This is a genomic window from Pseudomonas sp. G.S.17 (genome assembly GCF_038096165.1).
Classification (GTDB): domain Bacteria; phylum Pseudomonadota; class Gammaproteobacteria; order Pseudomonadales; family Pseudomonadaceae; genus Aquipseudomonas.
The window spans coordinates 3,411,350-3,432,293 of sequence record NZ_CP151076.1 but is presented as its reverse complement, the minus strand read 5'-3'; the positions used below and the strand labels follow the sequence as shown (position 1 = coordinate 3,432,293).

The window sequence follows — 20,944 nt, the reverse complement described above, 5'->3', positions numbered from 1 at the left end:
CATGCTCCGGTCCAGACCTGCAATCATTGCCGCTTTTTGTTTATCGCCTTTCGTTTTGACTGCATGCGGCGAATCGTCGAGCGTGCGCGATCCACGTATTCAACCTCCTTTGGTAAGGACCGCAGCTGTCGCGCGTGCTGATGACACATCACGCTCGTTCACCGGTGTTGTGGTCGCTCGCGTTCAGAGCGACTTGGGATTTCGGGTGTCGGGGAAGGTGCTGGAGCGTTTGGTTGATACCGGCCAAACCGTCAAACGCGGTCAGCCGCTTATGCGTCTGGACCCCATTGACCTTGGTCTCCAGGCACTGGTTCAACAGCAAGCGGTTGCGGCCGCGGGCGCGCGAGCCAAGCAGACCGCAGATGACGAAGCCCGCAATCGCAACCTGGTGACTGTTGGTGCTATCTCCGCTTCGGCATACGACCGGATAAAGGCCTTGGCTGACACGGCAAGGGCAGAGCTGAATGCTGCGCAAGCCCAGGCTAACGTTGCTCACAACGCAACAGGCTACGCAGTTTTACTGGCTGACGCCGATGGGGTAGTGGTTGACACCTTGGCAGAGCCTGGACAGGTCGTAAGTGCAGGTCAGCCCGTTGTCAGGCTAGCCAAGGCTGGCCAGCGGGAGGGCATTGTCCAGTTACCCGAAACATTGCGCCCAGCCATTGGTGACCAGGCCAAGGCGAGGTTGTATGGAAACGGCGCGAGCGTGATCCCTGCAACGCTGCGGCTGCTCTCTGACGCTGCAGATCCACTGACGCGTACTTTCGAAGCCAGGTATGTGCTTGAGGGAGCAAACGTCAGCGCGCCACTCGGTTCAACAGTCACGATCGATATCGCTGGAAGCAAAGGCGTCCTGGATGCGTTGGCGGTACCCATTGCCGCCATCCATGACCCAGGTCAGGGGCCGGGTGTTTGGGTCATTGCAGGTACACCTGCAAAAGTAACCTGGCGTGCTGTTCACGTGCTGGGTCTGAGTGACGATTCGGCGAGGGTGAGTGGCGCTCTCAACGCCGGTGAGCAGGTCGTGGCACTGGGGGCGCACTTACTTCACGACGGTGAGGAAGTACTGGTGCAGCAGGGTGCCGGTGTCACCGGGGAACGACCATGAGCGGGGGACGTTTCAACCTGTCTGCACTGGCCGTGCGCGAACGATCTATCACGCTGTTTCTCATCTTCCTGATCGCAGTGGCAGGAACGCTTTCATTTTTCAAACTGGGGCGTGCGGAAGATCCACCCTTCACCGTCAAGCAAATGACCGTCATTTCTGCTTGGCCTGGCGCTACCGCGCAAGAGATGCAGGATCTGGTTGCTGAGCCGCTTGAAAAACGTATGCAGGAATTGAAATGGTACGACCGTAGCGAGACCTACACCCGGCCAGGCCTGGCGTTCACCATGGTCTCACTCGTGGACAAAACACCGCCTTCCCAGGTGCAGGAAGAGTTTTATCAAGCTCGTAAAAAACTTAGTGATGCAGCGAAATCCTTGCCTGCGGGCGTCATCGGTCCGATGGTCAATGATGAATTCTCGGACGTAACTTTTGCGCTCTTTGCGTTAAAGGCAAAAGGAGAGCCTCAGCGGTTACTCGTGCGCGATGCTGAATCGCTGCGCCAGCGTTTGCTTCATGTACCGGGCGTGAAGAAGATCAATATCATCGGTGAACAAGCCGAACGTATTTTCGTATCGTTCTCCCATGAGCGGCTGGCGACACTGGGTATCACTGCTCAGGACATATTTTCGGCGCTCAACAACCAGAACGTTTTGACGCCTGCCGGCTCGATTGAAACCAGCGGGCCTCAAGTATTTCTACGTCTGGATGGCGCCCTCGACAAGCTGGAGAAAGTCCGCAACACGCCCATTGTGGTGGAGGCTAAAACACTGAAGCTCTCGGACGTGGCGACAGTGGAGCGCGGGTACGAAGACCCCGCAACTTTTCTGGTCCGCAACCAGGGTGAACCGGCGCTGTTGCTGGGTCTCGTGATGCGTGACGGTTGGAACGGCCTGGACCTTGGCAAAGCGCTGGATGCCGAGACGGCCAAAATCAATCAAGGCATGCCATTGGGAATGACGCTTTCGAAGGTCACTGATCAGTCGGTGAACATCAGCTCGGCCGTTGACGAGTTCATGATCAAATTCTTCGTCGCGCTGCTTGTTGTGATGCTGGTCTGCTTCCTCAGTATGGGCTGGCGAGTGGGTGTGGTCGTCGCCGCGGCCGTGCCGCTCACACTGGCTATTGTCTTCGTGGTGATGGAAGCCTCGGGCAAGAACTTTGACCGTATTACGCTGGGATCATTGATTCTGGCGCTGGGTCTGTTGGTGGACGACGCCATCATTGCCATCGAAATGATGGTGGTGAAGATGGAAGAAGGCTACGACCGTATCAAGGCATCAGCCTACGCCTGGAGCCACACAGCAGCTCCAATGCTTGCCGGGACATTAGTGACTGCTGTTGGCTTCATGCCTAATGGTTTTGCGCAGTCGACTGCTGGCGAGTACACCAGCAACATGTTCTGGATTGTCGGTATCGCTTTGATTGCCTCCTGGGTAGTTGCAGTGGTCTTCACGCCCTATCTGGGTGTGAAGATGTTGCCAGAAATCAAGCCGGTTGAAGGCGGGCATGCCGCTATTTATGACACCCCGCATTACAACCGTTTTCGACGAACGCTGGCTCATGTCATTGCTTGGAAATGGTGGGTGGCTGGTGCGGTCATCGCTGCATTTGTAATGGCGATTCTTGGGATGGGACTCGTTAAAAAACAATTCTTCCCGACGTCGGATCGTCCGGAAGTGTTAATCGAAGTGCAAATGCCCTATGGCACTTCCATTGAGCAGACCAGCACCACGACAGCAAAAGTCGAAGCATGGCTGCAAAAGCAGGATGCAGCAAAGATCGTCACGTCTTACATCGGCCAGGGCTCGCCGCGTTTTTATCTGGCAATGGCACCGGAGCTTCCGGACCCCTCATTCGCGAAGATCGTCGTCCTGACTGAAAGTCAGAAGGCGCGCGAGGCCCTCAAGCTACGGATTCGTGAGGCTGTTGCTCAGGGGCTCGCACCTGAAGCTCGGGTTCGCGTTACACAACTCGTGTTCGGTCCTTACTCACCGTTTCCTGTCGCGTATCGCGTGACGGGGCCAAATCCGGACACATTGCGTGAGATCGCTGGCCGGGTCGAATCCGTCATGCTGGCAAGTCCGATGATGCGGACCGTCAACAGCGATTGGGGACCACGAATGCCCACGCTGCATTTCTCTCTGGATCAGGACCGATTGCAGGCAGTCGGGCTGACGTCGAGCACAGTAGCCCAGCAATTACAGTTCCTGCTCTCAGGTATCCCGATCACTTCTGTGCGTGAAGACATCCGTTCAGTAGCGGTGATGGGGCGGGCAGCAGGAGATATCCGGCTCGACCCTGCGAAAATTGAAGGCTTCACCCTGGTAGGTTCTGCCGGTCAGCGTATTCCGCTTTCGCAGATAGGCGAGGTCAGTGTGCGCATGGAGGACCCCATTCTTCGGCGCCGAGACCGCATGCCGACAATCACCGTGCGTGGAGATATTGCTGAAGACCTGCAACCACCGGATGTGTCCTCGAAGATCATGAGCGAGTTGCAGTCCATCATCGACAGCCTCCCAGATGGGTATCGGATTGAGCAAGCCGGGTCGATTGAGGAGTCAGCAAAGGCCACCGTGGCCTTACTGCCGCTGTTTCCGATCATGATTGCAATCACCTTGCTGATCATCATCGTCCAGGTACGGTCGATGTCTGCGATGGTGATGGTTTTCCTTACCGCGCCACTTGGATTGATTGGCGTAGTGCCAACACTACTTCTGTTCAACCAGCCATTCGGTATCAACGCCCTGGTAGGGCTGATCGCGCTGTCCGGCATTCTGATGCGCAACACCTTGATCCTGATCGGGCAAATCGATCACAACGCAAAGGAAGGGCTTGATCGGTTCCATGCGGTAGTTGAAGCAACTATACAGCGAGCTCGCCCGGTATTGCTCACGGCGGTGGCGGCGATCCTGGCATTCATCCCGCTAACGCACTCAGTGTTCTGGGGCACCCTGGCTTACACCCTGATTGGAGGCACCTTAGGGGGGACCGTCATGACCTTGGTCTTCCTTCCTGCCATGTATTCCATCTGGTTCAAGATCCGTCCCGGGGGCAAGCCTATTACGCAAAAACAGGGCTCATAACGTTTATGAGCAGTAACGGCTGTTTTTGACTGCCGCAATTGCCAACGAAGTTCACTAACTTTGAGCCTGGCCGCGCTAGATTGATGAAAATGTCTGCCGCTCCGAGAACCATTCCAGGGCCTTCGCCTTGAATGCTTCGGCCGCAGGGGTTAGAGGATAACGTTGGTCATAGGCCAGGACGATTCGCTGAGGAGGAAGTGCCTGCTTAATGGGTCGACAGACCAGAGGTAGACCATCGTAGTTTCGGTCGCCAAATGGCCCGGTGTAGGTCAGCGCTACACCAAACCCGTTGGCTACCAGGCCGCGTTGGAATTCGAAGCTATGAGCCCGGGTTACGTTCTCAGATGTCTGCAAAGGCTCGTGCTTCTGTCAGATCAACGTTGAGACTGCTGCCAGGCTCCCATCGTTGGGAGAAAGGGATTAGACCGGTTCACTGGGCTGATCAGAGTGACTTTTACAAGGGCGCCGAAGGTTATCGGGACGCCCCTGATCCTGACGCAGAAGAAGGAATGCCGGTGCTGGAGTGGGAGATGCAGCCGGGCGACGCAGTGTTTTTCGATTTTCGTACTGTGCACGGCGCCAGGGGTAATGGGGCGGCGCAGCGGCGGCGGGTGCTTTCGCAGCGTTGGGTAGGTGATGATATTCGTTACCTGGAGCGCCCGGGGCGTACATCTCCGCCGCTTCCAGGACATGACATGCAGACCGGTCAACGGCTGCGCGAAGATTGGTTTCCAACAATATATAAATCTGCCTGATCTTCTTTCGCTCGCAGCCGCTGCACTGCTGATTGAGCCTGTTTTGCTGGCATCTGCCCAAACCTGATTTGATTATTTCAGTGCATAGGAGCGCCGATGATGAAGATGAAAAACAGCGTGATGGCTTGTCTGCTGTCTTTGGGATTGGTAACGGGCAGCGCATCGACTTACGCTGCCAGCTGGTGTGGTTCGGGCAAGCCTGTGAAGTTTGCCGGACTCAATTAGGAAAGCGGCATGCTCCTTACCGATGTATTGCAGACGATTTCCAAGGAGGGTTACGGCTGTGAGATCGACACCATTGTCTTCTTACCCACAAAAACGATGTCGCGAATGATCAAGAGCGCCCACCGGTCGCCGAAGATCTCCACGCCATAGTTCACTGCGCAATGGGACCGAACGTCTCTGTTGATGTTGCTTTCATGGCTAGATCTTAATATTGGTTGCATATTGCAAGTTAATTTCTGGTAGTTACTTGCTATTTGCAAGTGAAGAGGTCAGCATGGCTCGTACGTTGAGCACGGTCGCCGGATCGCATCGGCAGTCCATGAATGATCAACCCCATATCTGTAAGGAAACTGCACATGAGCACTATCAGCATCATCGGCTCAGGTGGCATGGCCGCAGCGATCGGCGGCCTTGCCGCCAAGGCCGGACACACCGTCGAGGTGATGAGCCGTGACGCCGCCAAGGCGCGGGCACTGGTCACGCAAGTGGGAGCCGGCGCGACGACAGGAACGTACGGCGCCGCCCCGGCGGGGGATATTGTCATTCTGGCGGTTCCCTACGCCGCTGTTCTCGACGTGGTGAAGCAGTACGGCGAAGCACTGGCAGGCAAGCTTCTTGTCGACATCACCAACCCCGTCGCCCCCGACTTCACAAGCTTTGTGACCCCTAAGGACACTTTCGGCGCACAGGAAATCGCCAAAGTCGCCCCGGTCGACGCCGAAGTCGTCAAGGCGTTCAACAGCCAGTTCTCCCATGTCCTGGCTGCCGGTTCTGTGGAGGGTCACCCGCTGGATGTGTTCATCGCCGGGGACGACGCACAGGCGAAGGCACGCGTTTCGGCGTTCATCGAGAGCCTCGGACTGCGTCCTATGGATACAGGGCCGCTACTCATGGCCCGAACGCTGGAGCATGCCTGCCTGCTTTCGCTGGGCCTCATCGCCCACTCCGTCAAGCACAACAACTTCTCAATCGGCGTCAGCATTCTCGGCTGAGTGCGCTCGCAGAACTTCTCGCATCCCATCACTTACAAGGAACACCAACATGCACGTATTCGTCACTGGCGGGACCGGCCATTCCGGTCCATACATCATCTCCGACCTCATCGCCGCCGGCCACGAGGTCACCGCTTTGGCCCGGTCGGACAGTGCGGCGCAGGCGCTCACTGCGCTCGGCGCAAAGGTGCGTCGCGGTGATCTCGATGATCTCGACGGGCTCAAGGAGGCGGCTGCAGCCGCCGACGGTGTGATCCACGTCGCGCACAGACAAGACCTGCTTCCGGTCGGCGGGCTCGACGCTGTTGCCGCAGCGGAAGTCCAGATCATGCTTGCTTACGGTGATGCACTGGCTGGAACGGGAAAGCCGCTGGTCGTATCGGGAAGCATCGGTTCGCCGACTAACGTGGGGTGGCCGGTTCCTGGGCCGCTGCAGAGCCGACCGGCGACCGAGGATGATCCGGCTCTTTCTCCGGCTGGCGATCAATATAAGGGCTCCCTGCGGGTTCGTAACATCGTGGAGCTTACCGTCATCGGTCTCGCAGAGCGGGGCGTGCGGTCTTCGGTCGTGCGCATTTCTGAAATCATGCACAGCTCAACCGACAAGGCCGGTTTCCTTCAGGTCCTGATCGGGCAAGCAAAGGAAAAGGGCGTCGTTGGCTTCCCCGGCGACGGCTCCAACCGGTGGGCGGCAGTGCATGCCCGCGACCTCGCTACCCTGTTCCGTCTGGCGCTGGAGAAGGGTCCCGCTGGCAGATGCTGGCACGCGGTTGCCGAAGGGTCTATCCCGTACCGCGAGATCGCGCAGGCCGTTGGCAGCCGTCTGAACCTTCCCGTCGTGCCCATTCCCGTAGACGTAATGATGGGGCCGGGTTTCTTCGGCTTCCTCGCGAACCTGGTGACGCTGGATACCCCGGCGTCGAACGATATCACGCGCCAGACGCTCGGCTGGACACCAGTGCAGCCCGGCCTGTTTGCCGATATGGACAATGGGCACTACTTCCCTGCCGCCTGAGTGAGCTGAGGCTGTTCGCCGAGTCGCAAAGAGTCCGGCGAACAGCAACGTCGCGATGCCGTGATCCGTTCGACCCGAACATGGCATAGGGGCGGCGGATGCGGCCCGGCACACACGGGATACTAACCGGGGGAAGCCCGTTCAAAGACGGCGGGCAATACCCGAATTCATTTGGAGATTACACATGAGCACTATCAGCATCATCGGTTCAGGAGGCATGGCCGCGGCGATCGCCGGTCGTGCCGCCAAAGCGGGATACATCGTTGAGGTGGTCAGCCGCGACCCCGCCAAGGCGCAGGCGCTGGCCGACCAGCTCGCAGCCGGAGCGATCACAGGCAAGTACGGGGCCACTCCAGCCGGCGACATCGTCATCCTCGCCGTGCCGTACACCGGTGCGGCGTCGGTGGTGGCCGACTACGGGGACGCGCTCGATGGCAAGGTGATCATCGACATCACCAACACGGCCTCCCCGGACCTCAAGGGCCTTGTCTCTCCCGCAGGCAGTTCTGGTGCGCAGGAGATCGCCAGGATCGCCCCCGCAGGCGCGCATGTCGTGAAGGCGTTCAACACGCTTTTCGGCCACGTCCTTGCCAAGGGTGGGCGCCTCGACGCGTTCATCGCCGCCGACGATCCGGAGGCCAAGGCGCGCGTCTCGACGTTCATCGAAAGTCTCGGGCTGCGTCCGCTGGATGTCGGCGGCCTGCACATGGCGCAGACGCTCGAGGCGCTCGGCCTGATGATGATCGGCCTGGCCAAAAACGGCGCCGGCACTTGGGACATCGCCTTGAACGTCGATATCGGCTGAATCGCCGACACCCGTCAGGTCCATAGCGTCGAGATCAGAAGTGAGAGAAACGGAGAGATTTCGATGAACGTAAAAGCGAATGTCCAGATTGTGAAGGATGCGTTTGCAGCAATCGGCCGCGGCGATATGCAAGGTCTGCTGGCGTTGTCTGCCGAAGATATCGAGTGGATCATTCCGGGCGAGGACTGGCCGCTGGCCGGCACCCGCCGCGGGCATGCGGGATTGGCGGATTTGTTTCAGACGCAATCCGAAACGATGGAAACTTCATTCATGGAGCCCCGCGAATTCGTAGCGCAGGGAGACCGGGTTCTGGTCGTCGGCTTCGCCAGGGGGAGAATTAAAGCGACGAACAGGACGTGGGAGGACGATTGGGTTTTCGCCATTACTGTGCGAAATGGAAAACTGACGAACATCCGGGAGTATATCGATACGCAAGCGCTGGCGCGGGCCTCCGTATTGGACGAACAGGACTTAGCTGCTGGCGCTCTGGCTACGCTCGATGTGGAAGGTTCGCCGCAGGAGGGAGTTAAATAGATATCTGCGCAGTTCACGCGACAGACTCACTGCCGGGGCCAGTTGGACAATGGCTGATTGATCGCCTCAGTTGCTCCCCAATCTATTGACCACGGTGCTCGAAATTTCTGGGCCGTGCGGAGATCTTCGTATTGACTGAAGACTGCCGATGGAACGGGGGTAGTGTTGCGGGGGAGTTTGTATCAGGAGAGGCGCCGGTCAGTTTCACAAGGTGTGTTTGGTGTTCGCTTACAATCGAACACCTTCTTGATCCGCTCGTAGCCAATGGGCACGATGTGGTTTTTGTGCCGCCGCCTCGTTCATTCATTGAGAAGACCTTCAACATCGTGCACTGGACTGAAATGTCATCGGGTGGTCATTTCGCGGCATGGGAGCAGCCTGAGTTGATGCTGGCCGACTTACGGAAATTCATCAGCACGGTTTCAGGCTGAGCCCAAGTGGCCTTGATTGGCGTGGTCTCGGGGCCTGATGGCAAGCAACAGTCACGCGCTGTAAAACGCACTGAAGCGCTGGCCCCAAGCCGACGATGACTATGCCCGATCAATACGCCCTGAGTAACAGCCCCGTTTGGCATTGTGGACGTGGATGTAGCTCACCTCTGGATTATCAAACAACCTACTGATTATCGGTTCTATTGCTGTTCCCTCGGCGACATCTGCGTCGAGCATCATCCCGTCCTCCGCGTAAGCACGAAGGGATAACAGGCGAATTCGCATTGCCTCAGGAACCTGATCAACTGCGTCATAGATCCGAGTGGCACCCTCACGTATGAAAATAGCGTGTGAGGCACGGTAGGGTGTATTGGCCGGCTGGCAGACATGATTAAGTAACAGCACGCTCTGACCCAGCTCTGCATCTTTCATTTCGATACGGTCAGGAAAACCTGGTTTGCTGTCGACGATGTAGCGCTTTATCCCAAGTGACGCCAGTTCCCGGTCAGGCAAGCCAAAAAGTGGCTGGAATTGTTCAGGGCAAAGGCCAGATATACGGAAGGTCATGGTCGGCTCCTATTGGTTTTGAGCCTTACAATAAGAGTGTTCGCACGGTACTCGCGCTCCGATTCTTGCTACCGAAAGTGTTTTTCACAAACGCCGTCATGCTGGTCAGTCGATCAAGCATTAATAATCATCAGTTGTTAAAAGAACAACATAAAGCGTTGCGCATTGATGCTGGCTCTACCGGATCTCAGGCGCGCTTCGGCAGTTTCCAGTTCGGCCGGATGAAGTGGCAGGTGTAGCCGTTGGGTATCCGTTCCAGGTAATCCTGGTGCTCTGGCTCCGCTTCCCAGAACGGTCCCGCCGGTTCAATTTCGGTAACCACACGGCCAGGCCACAGTTGAGAGGCGTCGACGTCGGCGGCGGTGTCTTCGGCGACATCGCGTTGCTGTTCGCTGAGGTAGTAGATCGCCGAACGATAGCTGGGGCCAAGGTCGTTGCCCTGACGGTTGGGCGTGCTGGGGTCATGAATCTGGAAGAAGAACTCGAGGATCTGCCGGTAACTGATGACGGCCGGGTCGAAGACGATTTCAATGGCTTCGGCGTGATTGCCGTGGTTGTGGTAAGTAGCGTTCGGCACATCGCCGCCGGTGTAGCCGACTCGCGTGTGCAGCACGCCGGGGTAACGCCGCAGCAAGTCCTGCATGCCCCAGAAGCAGCCGCCTGCGAGGATGGCGGTTTCAGTTTGGCTGGTCATGGTATGTCCTTCCCCTCGGGTGATGTTGGATACAGCTGTTGTTATGAGGGCGCGCTGCGTGATTCCAAGGAGGGTTTGTCATCTTCCTCGAGTTTTCTATTTCGTCCGCTTGATTCAATCGTTACATCATGCCCATCAAGGCGTTGGCCTGCGGATCCTGTTCTACTCTTCAAACCGATTACCGCTGACGCGCAGCTGGCGCATTGGGATTTCCCTTTTGCCCGCTTCAGCAGTGTTGCCGCAGCATGTCATCTGTCGGGAGATGCCGGCGGTGCCGCCCTCCGAGATGGCGTTGCTCAGCACGGGTGCGACCCTCAATGCCGCACAACTGGCATTGGTCGGCTACCTGCGCGTAGGGCTCAATGCGCGTCGATCAATGCCGATCGGAGTGATCGGCAGGAGCTTCCCCGCCATCCAGTGTTAAATTTTTGTGGAGCCATAACCAATTATTGCGCGTCATCAAGGAAGAACTGTTTACGGTGCTGGGCACCTGTTCGTCTGAATCGGTGCTGCCGCAGATGATTTCCAAGATGGAAAAAGCCGGTGTCTCCAAGCCGGTTGCCGGGATGATTATTCCCTCCGGTTTGACCTTCAATCCTGACGGCCAGGCGATCTATTACACCATTGCCCCGAAAGCGCTTCCCCCGCGCCGACCAGGCCAGTGCAATGATACTGCGACGAATAGCTGGCAAGTATGCTCACGTTGATTGCCCCATCAGGAGGCGGGCGCGGTAAGTACTCAGGCGCCCCAAACCTCTTGTCGCAAGGCTTGTTGCAGTTGTCGAACAACGAAGGCTTCGACAGCGCCTTCACTGGCGCCTGCCTCGAAAGCAGCGCAACAAGCTGATGCGTCGCCGTCGCAGGCACGGTATACGGCAATGACACTGCCAGGTCCGCAGCCTGTGTGTCCGCATAGGGACAAGCTGCATTCAATCCGACCTTGCATCACACCAAGGCCATATCCAGGTGTAATCCACGGGCGTCCGGGAATCGGGCCACCCAATTTTCGTGCTGTCTGCATTTGCTGGAGCAAACCCGCAGGGAGAAGGTTTCCGCTGAGCAGTCGATCCAGAAATAGCGCCGCTTGCGAAATCGGGCCGATCAGCAAGCCGTGATAGACCCAGGCGGGGTCATATGTATTTTCGAGGTGGGTCTGTTGTAAGTCTGCTCGGGTTTTAGCGAAGCAAACGTTCGACAGGCCTAAAGGGGTTAGTGCACGTTGAGTCACTGCTTCTTCAAGCGTCAGATCAGTCACCCTTTCAATTAGCCTCCCTATGAGCAAGTAACCCACATTGGAGTAGCGCCAACTGGTTCCGGGGCTGTATCGAAGTCGAGCACCATCAAGGCGTTGCATCATTTCACTTTCTGACCAGGCGGACTCATTGCCAGCAACTGCGGCGTGATACTCCGCCAGTTCGCCATAATCGCCGAGACCTGCTTCGTGCCGCAGTAACTGGCGCAACGTGAAAGGTTGACCAGAAATAGGGGCATCCAATTCGACCCGTCCATCACGCACCAGTGACAGGGCGGTCACGGCCAGGACTGTCTTGGTAAAGCTCCACCATGGCACCATCGGTTCTGATCGGTCGGTCGTAGGTGACTGACCGTTTGATACAAGTGAACTAAGCATTGAATTCCCTGGAGTATTGAATGGATCGACAGCTCGGCAAGATATCCCATATATCCTTTCCAGAGAGATTGAGGGAACGCCAGGCTAGGGTTTTTGGCGCATCGGTATTTTGTCAATGGTGGCGAAGATTGCGCGGGCGTCCAACGGCGCGTGTTGGTCAACCTTTGTGCCGCCGTCCTTACCCACCAGGAGCAGACGGGTCGGGCCATCAGGTTTTACGCCAAGTGCGCTCAGTAGCGGCTAGAGGTTCGGGCATCGGATGCCCAGCACGGCTGAGCAGCGAATATGTCAAAACGTAGCCACCGTCAGACTTCAACGCGCAAGGCGTGGATCAATTTCATAAATGCCCTACCGCTCCCAGCGCCTCCATCAACCGCAAAAGTGCTGGTTTCTCGGCTGGTTTTTCGCCGATGCAGCACACTTCGGGGGCGGTGAGAGAGCACCAGACCGGCACCGGGTCTCCTACCCGTACGAAGCTTTATGCAGAGTTGCAGGTGACCAAGCGTCGACGGTTTCGTTGAGAGACTTATGAAACCGCTGCCCGTTGGCGGTATAGCTGAAGCTCATGAACAGCGGTCCGGCCAGCGATGCCTCGCTCCCGACAAAGGTTATGTAGCCTGTTACCACTTGCCCCTCAGGCATATCCATAGCGCTCATAAGTTCTCTCCTGAGACTGTTCTCAAAGTATGCCAAATCTTTCGCATTTGCAGGGTTAATGGCCGATTTCTGCCAGCCACCAAGCGTCAAATGCGGGCGATAAATTGCCGCGATCGGAGCCTCTAACCTCGGCGTAACTGTCCGGGACTGACACCCAGACGCTGCCTGAAAACGGTCGTCATGTGCGCCTGGGAGTTGAAGCCGCAAGTGAGGGCGATGTCCGATAGGCCAGCGCTCGAGTCGCGCATCAGAGTACGGGCCTTGGCGAGGCGTCGGTCGATCAGGTAAGCGTGGGGGCTTTTGCCGGTGGCGGTCTTGAATGCGCGGATGAAATAGCTCTCGGATAATCCGAGCAACTGCTCCATCGCTTTTACACCCAGCGGCCCGCCAAGCATCGGAACGAGTACCAGCGCAGCTCCAGCGTGCCGGACTCGTGCAAGTTACCGGAGTGCGGGCGTTTGTTGGGCCGGTTCTCCCGCGAGCGATTGAGTTGTGACAGAGCTATGACCGGGCAATTGCACTCCTTGGCGACAGACTGGAGTACCGCCAACCGCACAAGCGGCGCTCCCCGCCGTCTTCAATGTGATGCGGGTGTTGGTGATAGTAGCCGCTCGGCGAAAACTAACGGCGCCGGGGATGGGGTGTCGAGAAGATTGATCTGCGGATGATCGGTACGGCGCTTCGTGCTCAAGGCGATAAAACGAGGACAACGAGGGTTGTGTATCGAGATCAATGAGCAGAGTGCGGATATTGGCATCGGCGCAGAACGCGCCAAGATTGGCAGTGACCGTGGTTTTACCAGGTCCGCCTTTGGTCGACAGGATTGTTGCGATTTTCATGATGCTTGCCTCTAAATCGAATGATTAGAGACAGCGTGCTGCGGCGCGACAAAGTACTCGGCTATTCAGGGGGGAGGGTAGATTTCAGGTTTCGTAAGATTTGATACCCAAAGCATCACAACTGACGAAAATTCCTACAAGCCTACCTAAGCCCTTGAATCAAATATGGCTCCACGACCTGGACTCGAACCAGGGACCCAGTGATTAACAGTCACTTGCTCTACCAACTGAGCTATCGCGGAATGAGCGCTATGTTACTGATTGGATTGGAGAAGTCAAGCAAGCCCGAAAAATATTTTCGGTTGCCGACGGGCAGTCTGCGCAGAGGGTTCGTTCGAGGCAAGGGTTTGGCGTAAGGTGGCCGGGAACGTGTTTGTTGCCAATTTCACGAGAGGTGCAAGGAAGTGACTGTTAACAGCCAACTTGAAACATTATTCCCCGCGCTGGAGGACATTCCGGAGCAGTATCGTCCAGGCAACGCCATCGAGCAGCGCGAATACCTGGTCGGCGGGGCTTTGCATTTGTGGCCGGGGCCGTTGGCTCCGGTGCGCAGCCCGATTTGCCTGACGGCTCCGGAAGGCATCCGCTCGGTGATTCTCGGCAGCACACCATTGATGGATGCCGCAACTGCGATGACGGCATTGGACGCCGCCGTTCAGGCTTATGACCGGGGGCAGGGCAGTTGGCCGACGATGCGGGTCGTGGATCGAATCCGCCACGTCGAGGCCTTCCTCAAACTTATGCGAGAGCAGCGTGAGGCCGTGGTCAAGTTGTTGATGTGGGAGATTGGCAAGAATCTCAAGGATTCGGAAAAGGAGTTCGATCGGACTTGCGACTACATCACCGACACCATCAACGCATTAAAAGAGCTGGACCGGCGTTCGAGCCGTTTTGAGCTCGAGCAAGACACGCTGGGCCAGATCCGGCGCGTGCCGTTGGGCGTCACACTGTGCATGGGCCCTTACAACTATCCGCTGAACGAGACCTTCACCACGCTGATCCCTGCATTGATCATGGGTAATACCGTGGTGTTCAAACCGGCGAAATTTGGGGTGTTGTTGATTCGCCCGCTGCTTGAGGCGTTCCGTGACAGTTTTCCCGCAGGTGTGATCAACGTGATCTACGGCAGTGGCCGGGAAACGGTCAGTGCCTTGATGGCCAGCGGCAAGATCGACGTCTTTGCGTTTATCGGCACCAACAAGGCCGCCAGTGACCTGAAAAAGCTGCACCCCAAGCCGCATCGCCTGCGTGCCGCACTGGGTCTGGACGCGAAGAATCCGGGCATCGTTTTGCCGGATGTCGATCTGGATAATGCGGTCAGCGAGTGTGTTACCGGTTCTTTGTCATTCAACGGGCAGCGCTGTACCGCATTGAAAATTCTGTTTGTTCACGAAAACGTGGTTGACAGTTTTCTGCAGAAATTCACCGACAAGCTCGCCCAGTTGAAACCCGGGATGCCATGGGATCCGGGCGTATCGCTGACGCCTTTACCTGAGCCGGGGAAAACCGAATACCTCAAGGGGCTGGTTGATGATGCGCTGGAAAAAGGCGCGCAAATAGTCAATCCCGGCGGCGGTGAAATCCGCGAAACTTTTTTTTACCCTGCGCTGTTGTATCCGGTAAATGCTCAGATGCGGGTTTATCACGAGGAGCAATTCGGGCCGGTGGTGCCTGTTGTGGTGTACAGCGATCTGGAAAAAGTGATCGACTACGTCCTGGATTCCGACTTCGGCCAGCAGCTGAGTATCTTCGGTACAGACTCTGCCCAGGTCGGTCGTCTGGTCGATGCATTTGCCAATCAGGTCGGTCGCATCAATATCAATGCGCAGTGTCAGCGCGGTCCTGATCAGTTTCCGTTTAACGGCCGGAAAAACTCGGCGGAGGGAACGTTGTCTGTGCATGATGCCCTGCGGGTATTCTCGATTCGAACCCTTGTTGCAACCAAATTCCAGGATGGTAACAAGGCGCTGATCAGTGACATCATAAGAAACCGCGAGTCGAGTTTCTTAACCACCGATTACATTTTCTGAAAGATGGCTCCTGGATATCGGCGTCGCAATTTGGCGTCGATGTCCATTGGTGAACCAATACTTACACTTTGCCGGACTTGAAAGACCTTGGTTGAAACACACCCTCAAACAGCGTTGAATCCTGGGAAGATGACTGTCTCTGTGGTTCATCAGGAACTGCGCGATGCCACCGCCGCGCCCCATCAATCCCTCGAGAAAAGACTGCCATTTGTTTCTGATGACCTGGACAGAGGTGATTATCGGCGCCTGTTGGAAGCCTATTACGGCTTTTATTTTGCCCTTGAGCGACAACTCGATCAGGTTTCTGATCTCGATACCTCGAGCCTTATCGGTCGACATAAAGCAGCGGCGCTAGCCCAGGATCTTGAAGTGCTGGGGCTCACTCCGGAACAAATTGCTGCGCTTGAGCTATGCCATGAACTGCCCCCGCTCAACAACCGGCTGCAAGCGCTGGGTGTCATGTATGTGATGGAAGGTGCGACGCTTGGTGGCCAGGTATTGAGCCGGATCGTAAAGGCCAAGTTATCGATTGAGAGCGACAGTGGTGGTGCATTCCTCAATGTTTATGGGAGCGCCGCAGGGCCGATGTGGAGGAGTTTTCTTGCCCTGCTTTCGGGCGTTGATGACCCCATTCAGCGGGACCAGATTGTCCAGTCTGCGCTACTGACCTTTACAAGTTTTGAACGTTGGTTGGAGCGCTCACAGGTTCTACGGTAATTGCCGATGCGGACGAAGTCTTCGCCTGGCTGTGGACCTGGGCGTCGTTGCGGGACCGCTCGGTCATAAATATTCCTGAATTCTTCGGCTTTGTTTGGATTACTGCAGACGCTTGTATATTCTTGCGCTATCCATCACTCAGGGACGGCGGGCACATTGCCGTATTGGCATCCAGTCAAGTGCCTGTTTTCTGCCTCGCCAAGGAAACTCGATGAGCACTGCCAGCACGCCCTTATCCGGCGTCAATCAGCCACTCAAGGGTATCGCCCTTATTGTTCTGGCGACTCTTCTCTTCTCTACGCATGACACGCTGTCCAAATACCTGTCGGGTTTCTATCCCATCGTCATGGTGGTCTGGGTGCGTTACGTCGTGCACACCTTGCTGATGGCCTGCATTTTCATGCCTTCGGCTGGCTTGCGGGTCTTGCGAACCAAACGGCTGAAACTGCAAGTGATGCGTGCGTTGTGTCTGCTGGGCACCAGCCTGTTTTTCACCACCGGCCTGATGTACATACCACTGGCCGAAGCGACGGCCGTTAACTTTCTGGCCCCCTTGCTCATCACTGCGCTGTCGGTGCCATTGCTGGGCGAGCACGTGACGCGCAAGCAGTGGGCGGCCGTACTGGTCGGTTTTGCCGGCGTGCTGATCATCGTCCATCCAGGTGGCGAGCTGTTTACGCCAGCCAGCCTTCTGCCACTGTGTTCGGCGTTGTGTTTCGCTTTCTATCAGCTGTTGACTCGCATGGTCAGCGCTCATGACAGCCCGACGACCAGTAACTTTTTCGCCGGCCTGTTCAATACCCTTGTGATGTCGGCATTGGTGCCTGTTTTCTGGAAGACGCCAGAGCTCAAGCATCTGCCGTTGATGCTGGCGCTGGGAACATGCGGCATGGTCGCGCACTTGCTGTTGACCCAGGCTTACCGCTTTGCAGCCCCCGCGATGCTGGCTCCGTTCAGCTACTGCCAGATTGTGTTCGCAGGTCTGCTGGGCTATCTGGTCTTCGACCACGCTCCATCGCTGACCGCGCAGTTCGGTATTACTGTCATTTGCCTTAGCGGTCTGGCCGCCGCCTGGCAGCAACGCAGAAAAGGCTGATTCGCTCAGCTTTGGCATCGGCGCGCGATCGCTGGCCCCTGATGTCTTCAGACAGGTTTACCATGTGTTCACCTTTTTACCGCGTCGGTCAATTGGCTGGTTTGTAATGGTTGCCCGGCGCGGTCTTCTGCTTTCTTTTTGCACGCCAGGAATTACTACATGAGCATTGACCAGATATCCCTCCCTAAAGGCGCAGGCCCGCACGCTGAAAAACTGTTTGAAGCGATCACTCAGGCCGGCACGGTCAGCGAGCTGAATCGCGCGGGCGGCAAGGCTGAGGGCTTCGTGCTCGGGCTGGAGACGGCCAAGGCGATCAAAAGCCAGATCGCCGAGCGGCTTTATGTCGTTTTTGATGACGCCGCAACCCAGCGTGAAACAGAGCTGACGGCCTGAGATTCGATGCTATCCAAGGGTGCTTTTGGGCCTGGGATATATTCAGGCTTGACCAATACGAGCAGGTACCCCTAAATTCGTTCATCACTTGAATGCGATTGGAGAATCCCTATGTATCCCGATGTTCAGCTTTTCATCGACGGCCAGTGGCGCGCGAGCCGCGATGGTCGAACCTTGCCAGTCATCGATCCCGCTACCGGTGAAACGCTGGGCACCGTAGCCCATGCTGACATCGCCGACCTCGATGAAGCGCTGGCCGCTGCCGAGCGTGGTTTTGCGGTGTGGCGTCGGACCTCGGCCTTCGATCGCTACAAAATCATGCAAAAGGCTGCGCACTTGCTGCGTGAGCGCGTCGAGACCATCGCTCGAATCCTGACTCAGGAACAAGGCAAGCCGCTGGCCGAAGCGCGCACCGAAACCCTGGCCGCAGCCGATGTTGTTGAGTGGCTCGCTGAGGAAGGTCGTCGCAGTTACGGGCGTATCGTTCCGTCGCGTGGCGCAGGCATCGAACAAAAAGTCATCAAGGAGCCCGTAGGTCCAGTTGCGGCCTTCACACCGTGGAACTTCCCAATCAATCAGATCGTGCGCAAGTTGTCGTCGGCATTGGCCGCCGGCTGCTCGATCATCATCAAGGCCCCCGAGGAAACCCCGGCATCACCTGCCGAATTGATTCGTGCCTTCGCCGACGCCGGTGTCCCGGCAGGTGTGATTGGTCTGGTTTATGGCGATCCAGCGCAGATCTCCAGCTATTTGATTCCACATCCAGTGATCCGCAAAGTCACCTTCACTGGCTCGACCCCGGTGGGCAAGCAACTGGCGGCCCTGGCCGGTCAGCACATGAAGCGCGCGACGATGGAGTTGGGCGGGCACGCACCGGCACTGGTCTTCGACGACGCCGATATCGATCTGGCGGCGCGGGTGCTGACTATGTCCAAGTTCCGCAACGCCGGTCAGGTCTGTGTGTCCCCGACTCGAATTCTGGTGCAGCGCGGCGTGTTTGACGCGTTTACCGAGAAGTTCGTTGGCCTGACCCGGGAAATCAAGGTCGGCAACGGGCTTGATGCGACCACCACCATGGGTCCCGTGGCCAATGAGCGACGCATCCCGGCCCTGGCCGCGTTGGTCGATGATGCGCGTGATGCCGGTGCGACCGTACATGCTGGCGGGCAGGCCATTGAAGGTCCGGGTTATTTCTTTGAGCCCACTGTACTCAGCGGCCTGACTCGCGATATGCGCATCATGAACGAAGAGCCTTTTGGTCCTGTTGCCCTGCTGGTGCCTTTCGATACCCTGGAAGAAGCCTTAGAGGAGTCCAATCGGGTGCCTTTCGGACTCGCGTCATACGCGTTCACCACGTCGATGAAAACGGCCAATGCGTTGAGTACTTATATCGAGGCAGGCATGCTCTCGATCAACCATTTGGGGATCGGTCTGCCGGAGATTCCATTTGGCGGGATCAAGGACTCCGGTTACGGCTCTGAAGGCGGCACCGAAGCCATCGAGGCGTACCTCAATGTCAAGCTGGTGACTCAGTACAACTGATACGGCCCGCATCAAGTCCGACTTGGCCGCGAAACCTTCACAGGTTTCGCGGCCGTGTCGTTTCTGCTTCTAGCTGAGCAAGTTACCCCGCGCCATCCCGGTCGCGGCGATCACTATGATGACCATCAACGCCGCTTCTGCATGGCTGATCCTGGCAAATCTCCGGGCGCGACGCGTGTCAATGTGCTCCTGGTTTTTGAACGCTATACGCCACTTGATGAACGCGAACATGGGTATGACTTCCAAGGCCACAATCGCAATGAATGCCAGCATCTTCAGGTGAAACAGCGGCTGGTGCAGGTAGTAATACGAGCCTTTTTCAAAACCGCCAAACGCGCGAAGGGCGCCGGTGATCAGCAGGATTGCGGCGGCTATTCCCCAGATGTTGTCGACGACGAAGACATCTCTGAAAGACCTTGGGTCGTCGTCACGCAGTCGACGCAACGCGCGCCCTCGGGCCAAAACTGCGGCCAGGGCAAAACCGAACGCCAGTAGATGCAACGCGGCCAGAAGCCATTTGACGAGCATGTTCTGTACTCCTGAAAGCCGCTCGAATTAATGCAAGCGTTGACAGAGGTTTAGCTCATGGGAGGATTGTTTGCTTGAACAGCGATGCGTCAGGGGATGAAATTTTTGTTAAACGGGGTAGTTGCAGCTGAAGTTAGGGCGTGGCAATTGCCGATCAACTGCAAAGTGCGCGGTGCTTTGCAGTTGATCGCCAAGTTCAGGAAATGAAGAGCGGGGCGGTTACTCTTTGGCCTGCAATCCATTCTGTTTCATGATCAGGTTCTTTTCCTTTTTATACTGCAAGGCAACTTCAGGCGCCGGGCCGCTTTTGCCTGTCTCCATCCACAGGCGCAAACGACTGGCGTCGGCGAAGTGGGTGTATTTACCGAACGCATCGAGGATCACCACTGAAACCGGGCGATTGGCCATGGTGGTCAGTAACACCAGGCAGTGTCCTGCCTGATTGGTGAAGCCGGTCTTGGTCAGCTTGATGTCCCAAGTGGATTTGCGGACCAAGTGGTCGGTATTGCTGAAGCCCAGGCTGTACGTGGGTTTGCGGAATGTCACGGTCTTCTCTGGCGTCGTGCTCAACTCGCTCAGCATCGGATATTTCCGAGCGGCCAGGACCAGTTTGGTCAGGTCGCGCGCGGTCGATACGTTATAGATCGAGAGGCCGGTCGGCTCCACATACACCGTGTGCTTCATGCCAAGCGCCTTGGCTTTGGCGTTCATGGCCTGGATAAACGCGGCGTAACCGCCAGGATAGCTATGGGCCAGGCTCGCAGCAGCGCGGTTTTCCGACGACATCAAGGCAATCAGCAGCATCTCTTTGCGCGGCAATTCGCTGCCAATCTTGACCCTGGAAAATACGCCCTTCATTTCCGGCGTTTGCGAAATGTTGATCGGGATGACTTCATCCATGGGCAGCTTTGCGTCAAGCACGACCATTGCCGTCATTAGCTTGGTGACCGAAGCGATGGGCACAATCACGTCCGGGTTGCTGGAGTACAAGACTTTGTCTGTCTGCAAGTCGACGACCATGGCGCTGCCGGAGGCCAGATGCAGTTGTGACGGGTCGCGTGAAATGGCGGCGGGTTCATTCGCCTGGGCACTGGTGCAGAGTGCCGGGCCTGTAAGAACAAATAATAGGCCGACTAAAGAAAGATGAATTTTCAAGCGAGATGCTCACTAAGAGTGGAAAGTACGATAGCGCACGGAGTTACAAGAACGATGCCGCATTTTAGGAGCACAGTTCGTTACTGTCGATGGGTGTTGTAGGACCTTTCGCTAATAAAACTGCGGCGACAGGCAAGGTTCAGCTTCT

General features: G+C 56.9%; 19 protein-coding genes, 1 tRNA gene and 7 pseudogenes. 15 read left to right on the top strand and 12 right to left on the bottom strand.

The window, feature by feature from the left end; all coding sequences use genetic code 11:
- The first annotated feature begins 1 nt into the window (after position 1).
- Complete coding sequence (locus tag AABC73_RS16210) at positions 2–1,108, top strand: efflux RND transporter periplasmic adaptor subunit (RefSeq protein WP_341520052.1); 1,107 nt, start codon at positions 2–4, stop codon at positions 1,106–1,108.
- Complete coding sequence (locus AABC73_RS16205; protein WP_341520051.1) at positions 1,105–4,191, top strand: efflux RND transporter permease subunit; 3,087 nt, start codon at positions 1,105–1,107, stop codon at positions 4,189–4,191. Before AABC73_RS16210 ends, AABC73_RS16205 begins: the two co-directional genes overlap by 4 nt.
- A 75-nt stretch (positions 4,192–4,266) precedes the next feature.
- Here the strand turns inward: AABC73_RS16205 and AABC73_RS16200 are convergent.
- Positions 4,267–4,533, bottom strand: a pseudogene (locus AABC73_RS16200) (LysR substrate-binding domain-containing protein); the annotation flags it as partial.
- Positions 4,534–4,565: 32 nt separating this feature from the next.
- Between AABC73_RS16200 and AABC73_RS16195 the strand changes: the two are divergent.
- From AABC73_RS16195 to AABC73_RS16170, 6 genes and pseudogenes are all read left to right on the top strand, one after another.
- Positions 4,566–4,946 (top strand): annotated as a pseudogene (locus AABC73_RS16195) (phytanoyl-CoA dioxygenase family protein); the annotation flags it as partial.
- Positions 4,947–5,045: 99 nt separating this feature from the next.
- Positions 5,046–5,273 (top strand): annotated as a pseudogene (locus tag AABC73_RS16190) (hypothetical protein); the annotation flags it as partial.
- Between the two features lie 254 nt (positions 5,274–5,527).
- Positions 5,528–6,163 carry an NADPH-dependent F420 reductase gene (locus AABC73_RS16185; RefSeq protein ID WP_341520050.1) on the top strand — a complete coding sequence of 212 codons (636 nt, stop codon included), beginning with the start codon at positions 5,528–5,530 and terminating at the stop codon, positions 6,161–6,163.
- A 49-nt stretch (positions 6,164–6,212) separates the two neighbouring features.
- Positions 6,213–7,178 carry an SDR family oxidoreductase gene (locus AABC73_RS16180; protein WP_341520049.1) on the top strand — a complete coding sequence of 322 codons (966 nt, stop codon included), beginning with the start codon at positions 6,213–6,215 and terminating at the stop codon, positions 7,176–7,178.
- A gap of 184 nt (positions 7,179–7,362) precedes the next feature.
- Positions 7,363–7,983, top strand: a complete 621-nt coding sequence (locus AABC73_RS16175) for an NAD(P)-binding domain-containing protein (protein WP_341520048.1) — start codon at positions 7,363–7,365, stop codon at positions 7,981–7,983.
- Positions 7,984–8,046: 63 nt separating this feature from the next.
- Positions 8,047–8,517, top strand: a complete 471-nt coding sequence (locus AABC73_RS16170) for a nuclear transport factor 2 family protein (RefSeq protein ID WP_341520047.1) — start codon at positions 8,047–8,049, stop codon at positions 8,515–8,517.
- A 530-nt stretch (positions 8,518–9,047) separates the two neighbouring features.
- Here the strand turns inward: AABC73_RS16170 and AABC73_RS16165 are convergent.
- Together AABC73_RS16165 and msrA are read right to left on the bottom strand one after the other, a co-directional pair.
- Positions 9,048–9,515, bottom strand: a complete 468-nt coding sequence (locus AABC73_RS16165) for a DUF1203 domain-containing protein (protein ID WP_341520046.1) — start codon at positions 9,513–9,515, stop codon at positions 9,048–9,050.
- A 187-nt stretch (positions 9,516–9,702) separates the two neighbouring features.
- The gene (gene msrA / locus AABC73_RS16160) at positions 9,703–10,209 is read right to left on the bottom strand and encodes a peptide-methionine (S)-S-oxide reductase MsrA (protein WP_341520045.1); all 507 of its coding nucleotides are present in this window, start codon (positions 10,207–10,209) and stop codon (positions 9,703–9,705) included.
- Positions 10,210–10,426: 217 nt separating this feature from the next.
- Between msrA and AABC73_RS16155 the strand changes: the two genes are divergently transcribed.
- A complete protein-coding gene (locus tag AABC73_RS16155) occupies positions 10,427–10,633 on the top strand; it encodes a hypothetical protein (RefSeq protein WP_341520044.1) in 207 nt (68 codons plus the stop codon).
- A 25-nt stretch (positions 10,634–10,658) separates the two neighbouring features.
- Positions 10,659–10,838, top strand: a pseudogene (locus AABC73_RS16150) (cation:dicarboxylase symporter family transporter); the annotation flags it as partial.
- A gap of 110 nt (positions 10,839–10,948) precedes the next feature.
- Here the strand turns inward: AABC73_RS16150 and AABC73_RS16145 are convergent.
- The 7 genes and pseudogenes from AABC73_RS16145 to AABC73_RS16115 form a co-directional block, all read right to left on the bottom strand.
- A complete protein-coding gene (locus AABC73_RS16145; RefSeq protein ID WP_341520043.1) occupies positions 10,949–11,839 on the bottom strand; it encodes a serine hydrolase domain-containing protein in 891 nt (296 codons plus the stop codon).
- A gap of 84 nt (positions 11,840–11,923) precedes the next feature.
- A complete protein-coding gene (locus AABC73_RS16140) occupies positions 11,924–12,073 on the bottom strand; it encodes a DUF4174 domain-containing protein (protein ID WP_341524255.1) in 150 nt (49 codons plus the stop codon).
- Between the two features lie 228 nt (positions 12,074–12,301).
- Positions 12,302–12,496: a hypothetical protein gene (locus tag AABC73_RS16135; protein ID WP_341520042.1), complete on the bottom strand. Its 195-nt coding sequence runs from the start codon at positions 12,494–12,496 to the stop codon at positions 12,302–12,304.
- Between the two features lie 122 nt (positions 12,497–12,618).
- Positions 12,619–12,888 (bottom strand): annotated as a pseudogene (locus tag AABC73_RS16130) (helix-turn-helix transcriptional regulator); the annotation flags it as partial.
- Between the two features lie 23 nt (positions 12,889–12,911).
- A pseudogene (locus AABC73_RS16125) lies at positions 12,912–13,046 on the bottom strand (DnaB-like helicase C-terminal domain-containing protein); the annotation flags it as partial.
- 124 nt (positions 13,047–13,170) lie between these two features.
- Positions 13,171–13,335: pseudogene (locus tag AABC73_RS16120) on the bottom strand (ParA family protein); the annotation flags it as partial.
- Positions 13,336–13,501: 166 nt separating this feature from the next.
- Positions 13,502–13,577: transfer RNA gene (locus AABC73_RS16115), tRNA-Asn, on the bottom strand.
- 162 nt (positions 13,578–13,739) lie between these two features.
- Between AABC73_RS16115 and AABC73_RS16110 the strand changes: the two genes are divergently transcribed.
- The 5 genes from AABC73_RS16110 (at position 13,740) to AABC73_RS16090 (ending at position 19,113) form a co-directional block, all read left to right on the top strand.
- On the top strand, positions 13,740–15,365 hold the full coding sequence (locus AABC73_RS16110; RefSeq protein WP_341520041.1) for an NADP-dependent glyceraldehyde-3-phosphate dehydrogenase: 1,626 nt from the start codon (positions 13,740–13,742) through the stop codon (positions 15,363–15,365).
- 87 nt (positions 15,366–15,452) lie between these two features.
- Positions 15,453–16,082: a biliverdin-producing heme oxygenase gene (locus AABC73_RS16105; protein ID WP_341520040.1), complete on the top strand. Its 630-nt coding sequence runs from the start codon at positions 15,453–15,455 to the stop codon at positions 16,080–16,082.
- Between the two features lie 211 nt (positions 16,083–16,293).
- Positions 16,294–17,178, top strand: a complete 885-nt coding sequence (locus AABC73_RS16100; protein WP_341520039.1) for a DMT family transporter — start codon at positions 16,294–16,296, stop codon at positions 17,176–17,178.
- A gap of 159 nt (positions 17,179–17,337) precedes the next feature.
- A complete protein-coding gene (locus AABC73_RS16095) occupies positions 17,338–17,571 on the top strand; it encodes a hypothetical protein (RefSeq protein ID WP_331152643.1) in 234 nt (77 codons plus the stop codon).
- Positions 17,572–17,682: 111 nt separating this feature from the next.
- On the top strand, positions 17,683–19,113 hold the full coding sequence (locus tag AABC73_RS16090) for an NAD-dependent succinate-semialdehyde dehydrogenase (protein WP_341520038.1): 1,431 nt from the start codon (positions 17,683–17,685) through the stop codon (positions 19,111–19,113).
- A gap of 69 nt (positions 19,114–19,182) precedes the next feature.
- On the opposite strand, the gene AABC73_RS16085 is transcribed toward AABC73_RS16090, so the two are convergent.
- The gene (locus AABC73_RS16085; RefSeq protein ID WP_331152645.1) at positions 19,183–19,641 is read right to left on the bottom strand and encodes a DUF2214 family protein; all 459 of its coding nucleotides are present in this window, start codon (positions 19,639–19,641) and stop codon (positions 19,183–19,185) included.
- Positions 19,642–19,860: 219 nt separating this feature from the next.
- Positions 19,861–20,796: a D-alanyl-D-alanine endopeptidase gene (gene pbpG, locus AABC73_RS16080; protein WP_341520037.1), complete on the bottom strand. Its 936-nt coding sequence runs from the start codon at positions 20,794–20,796 to the stop codon at positions 19,861–19,863.
- Positions 20,797–20,944 lie beyond the last annotated feature (148 nt).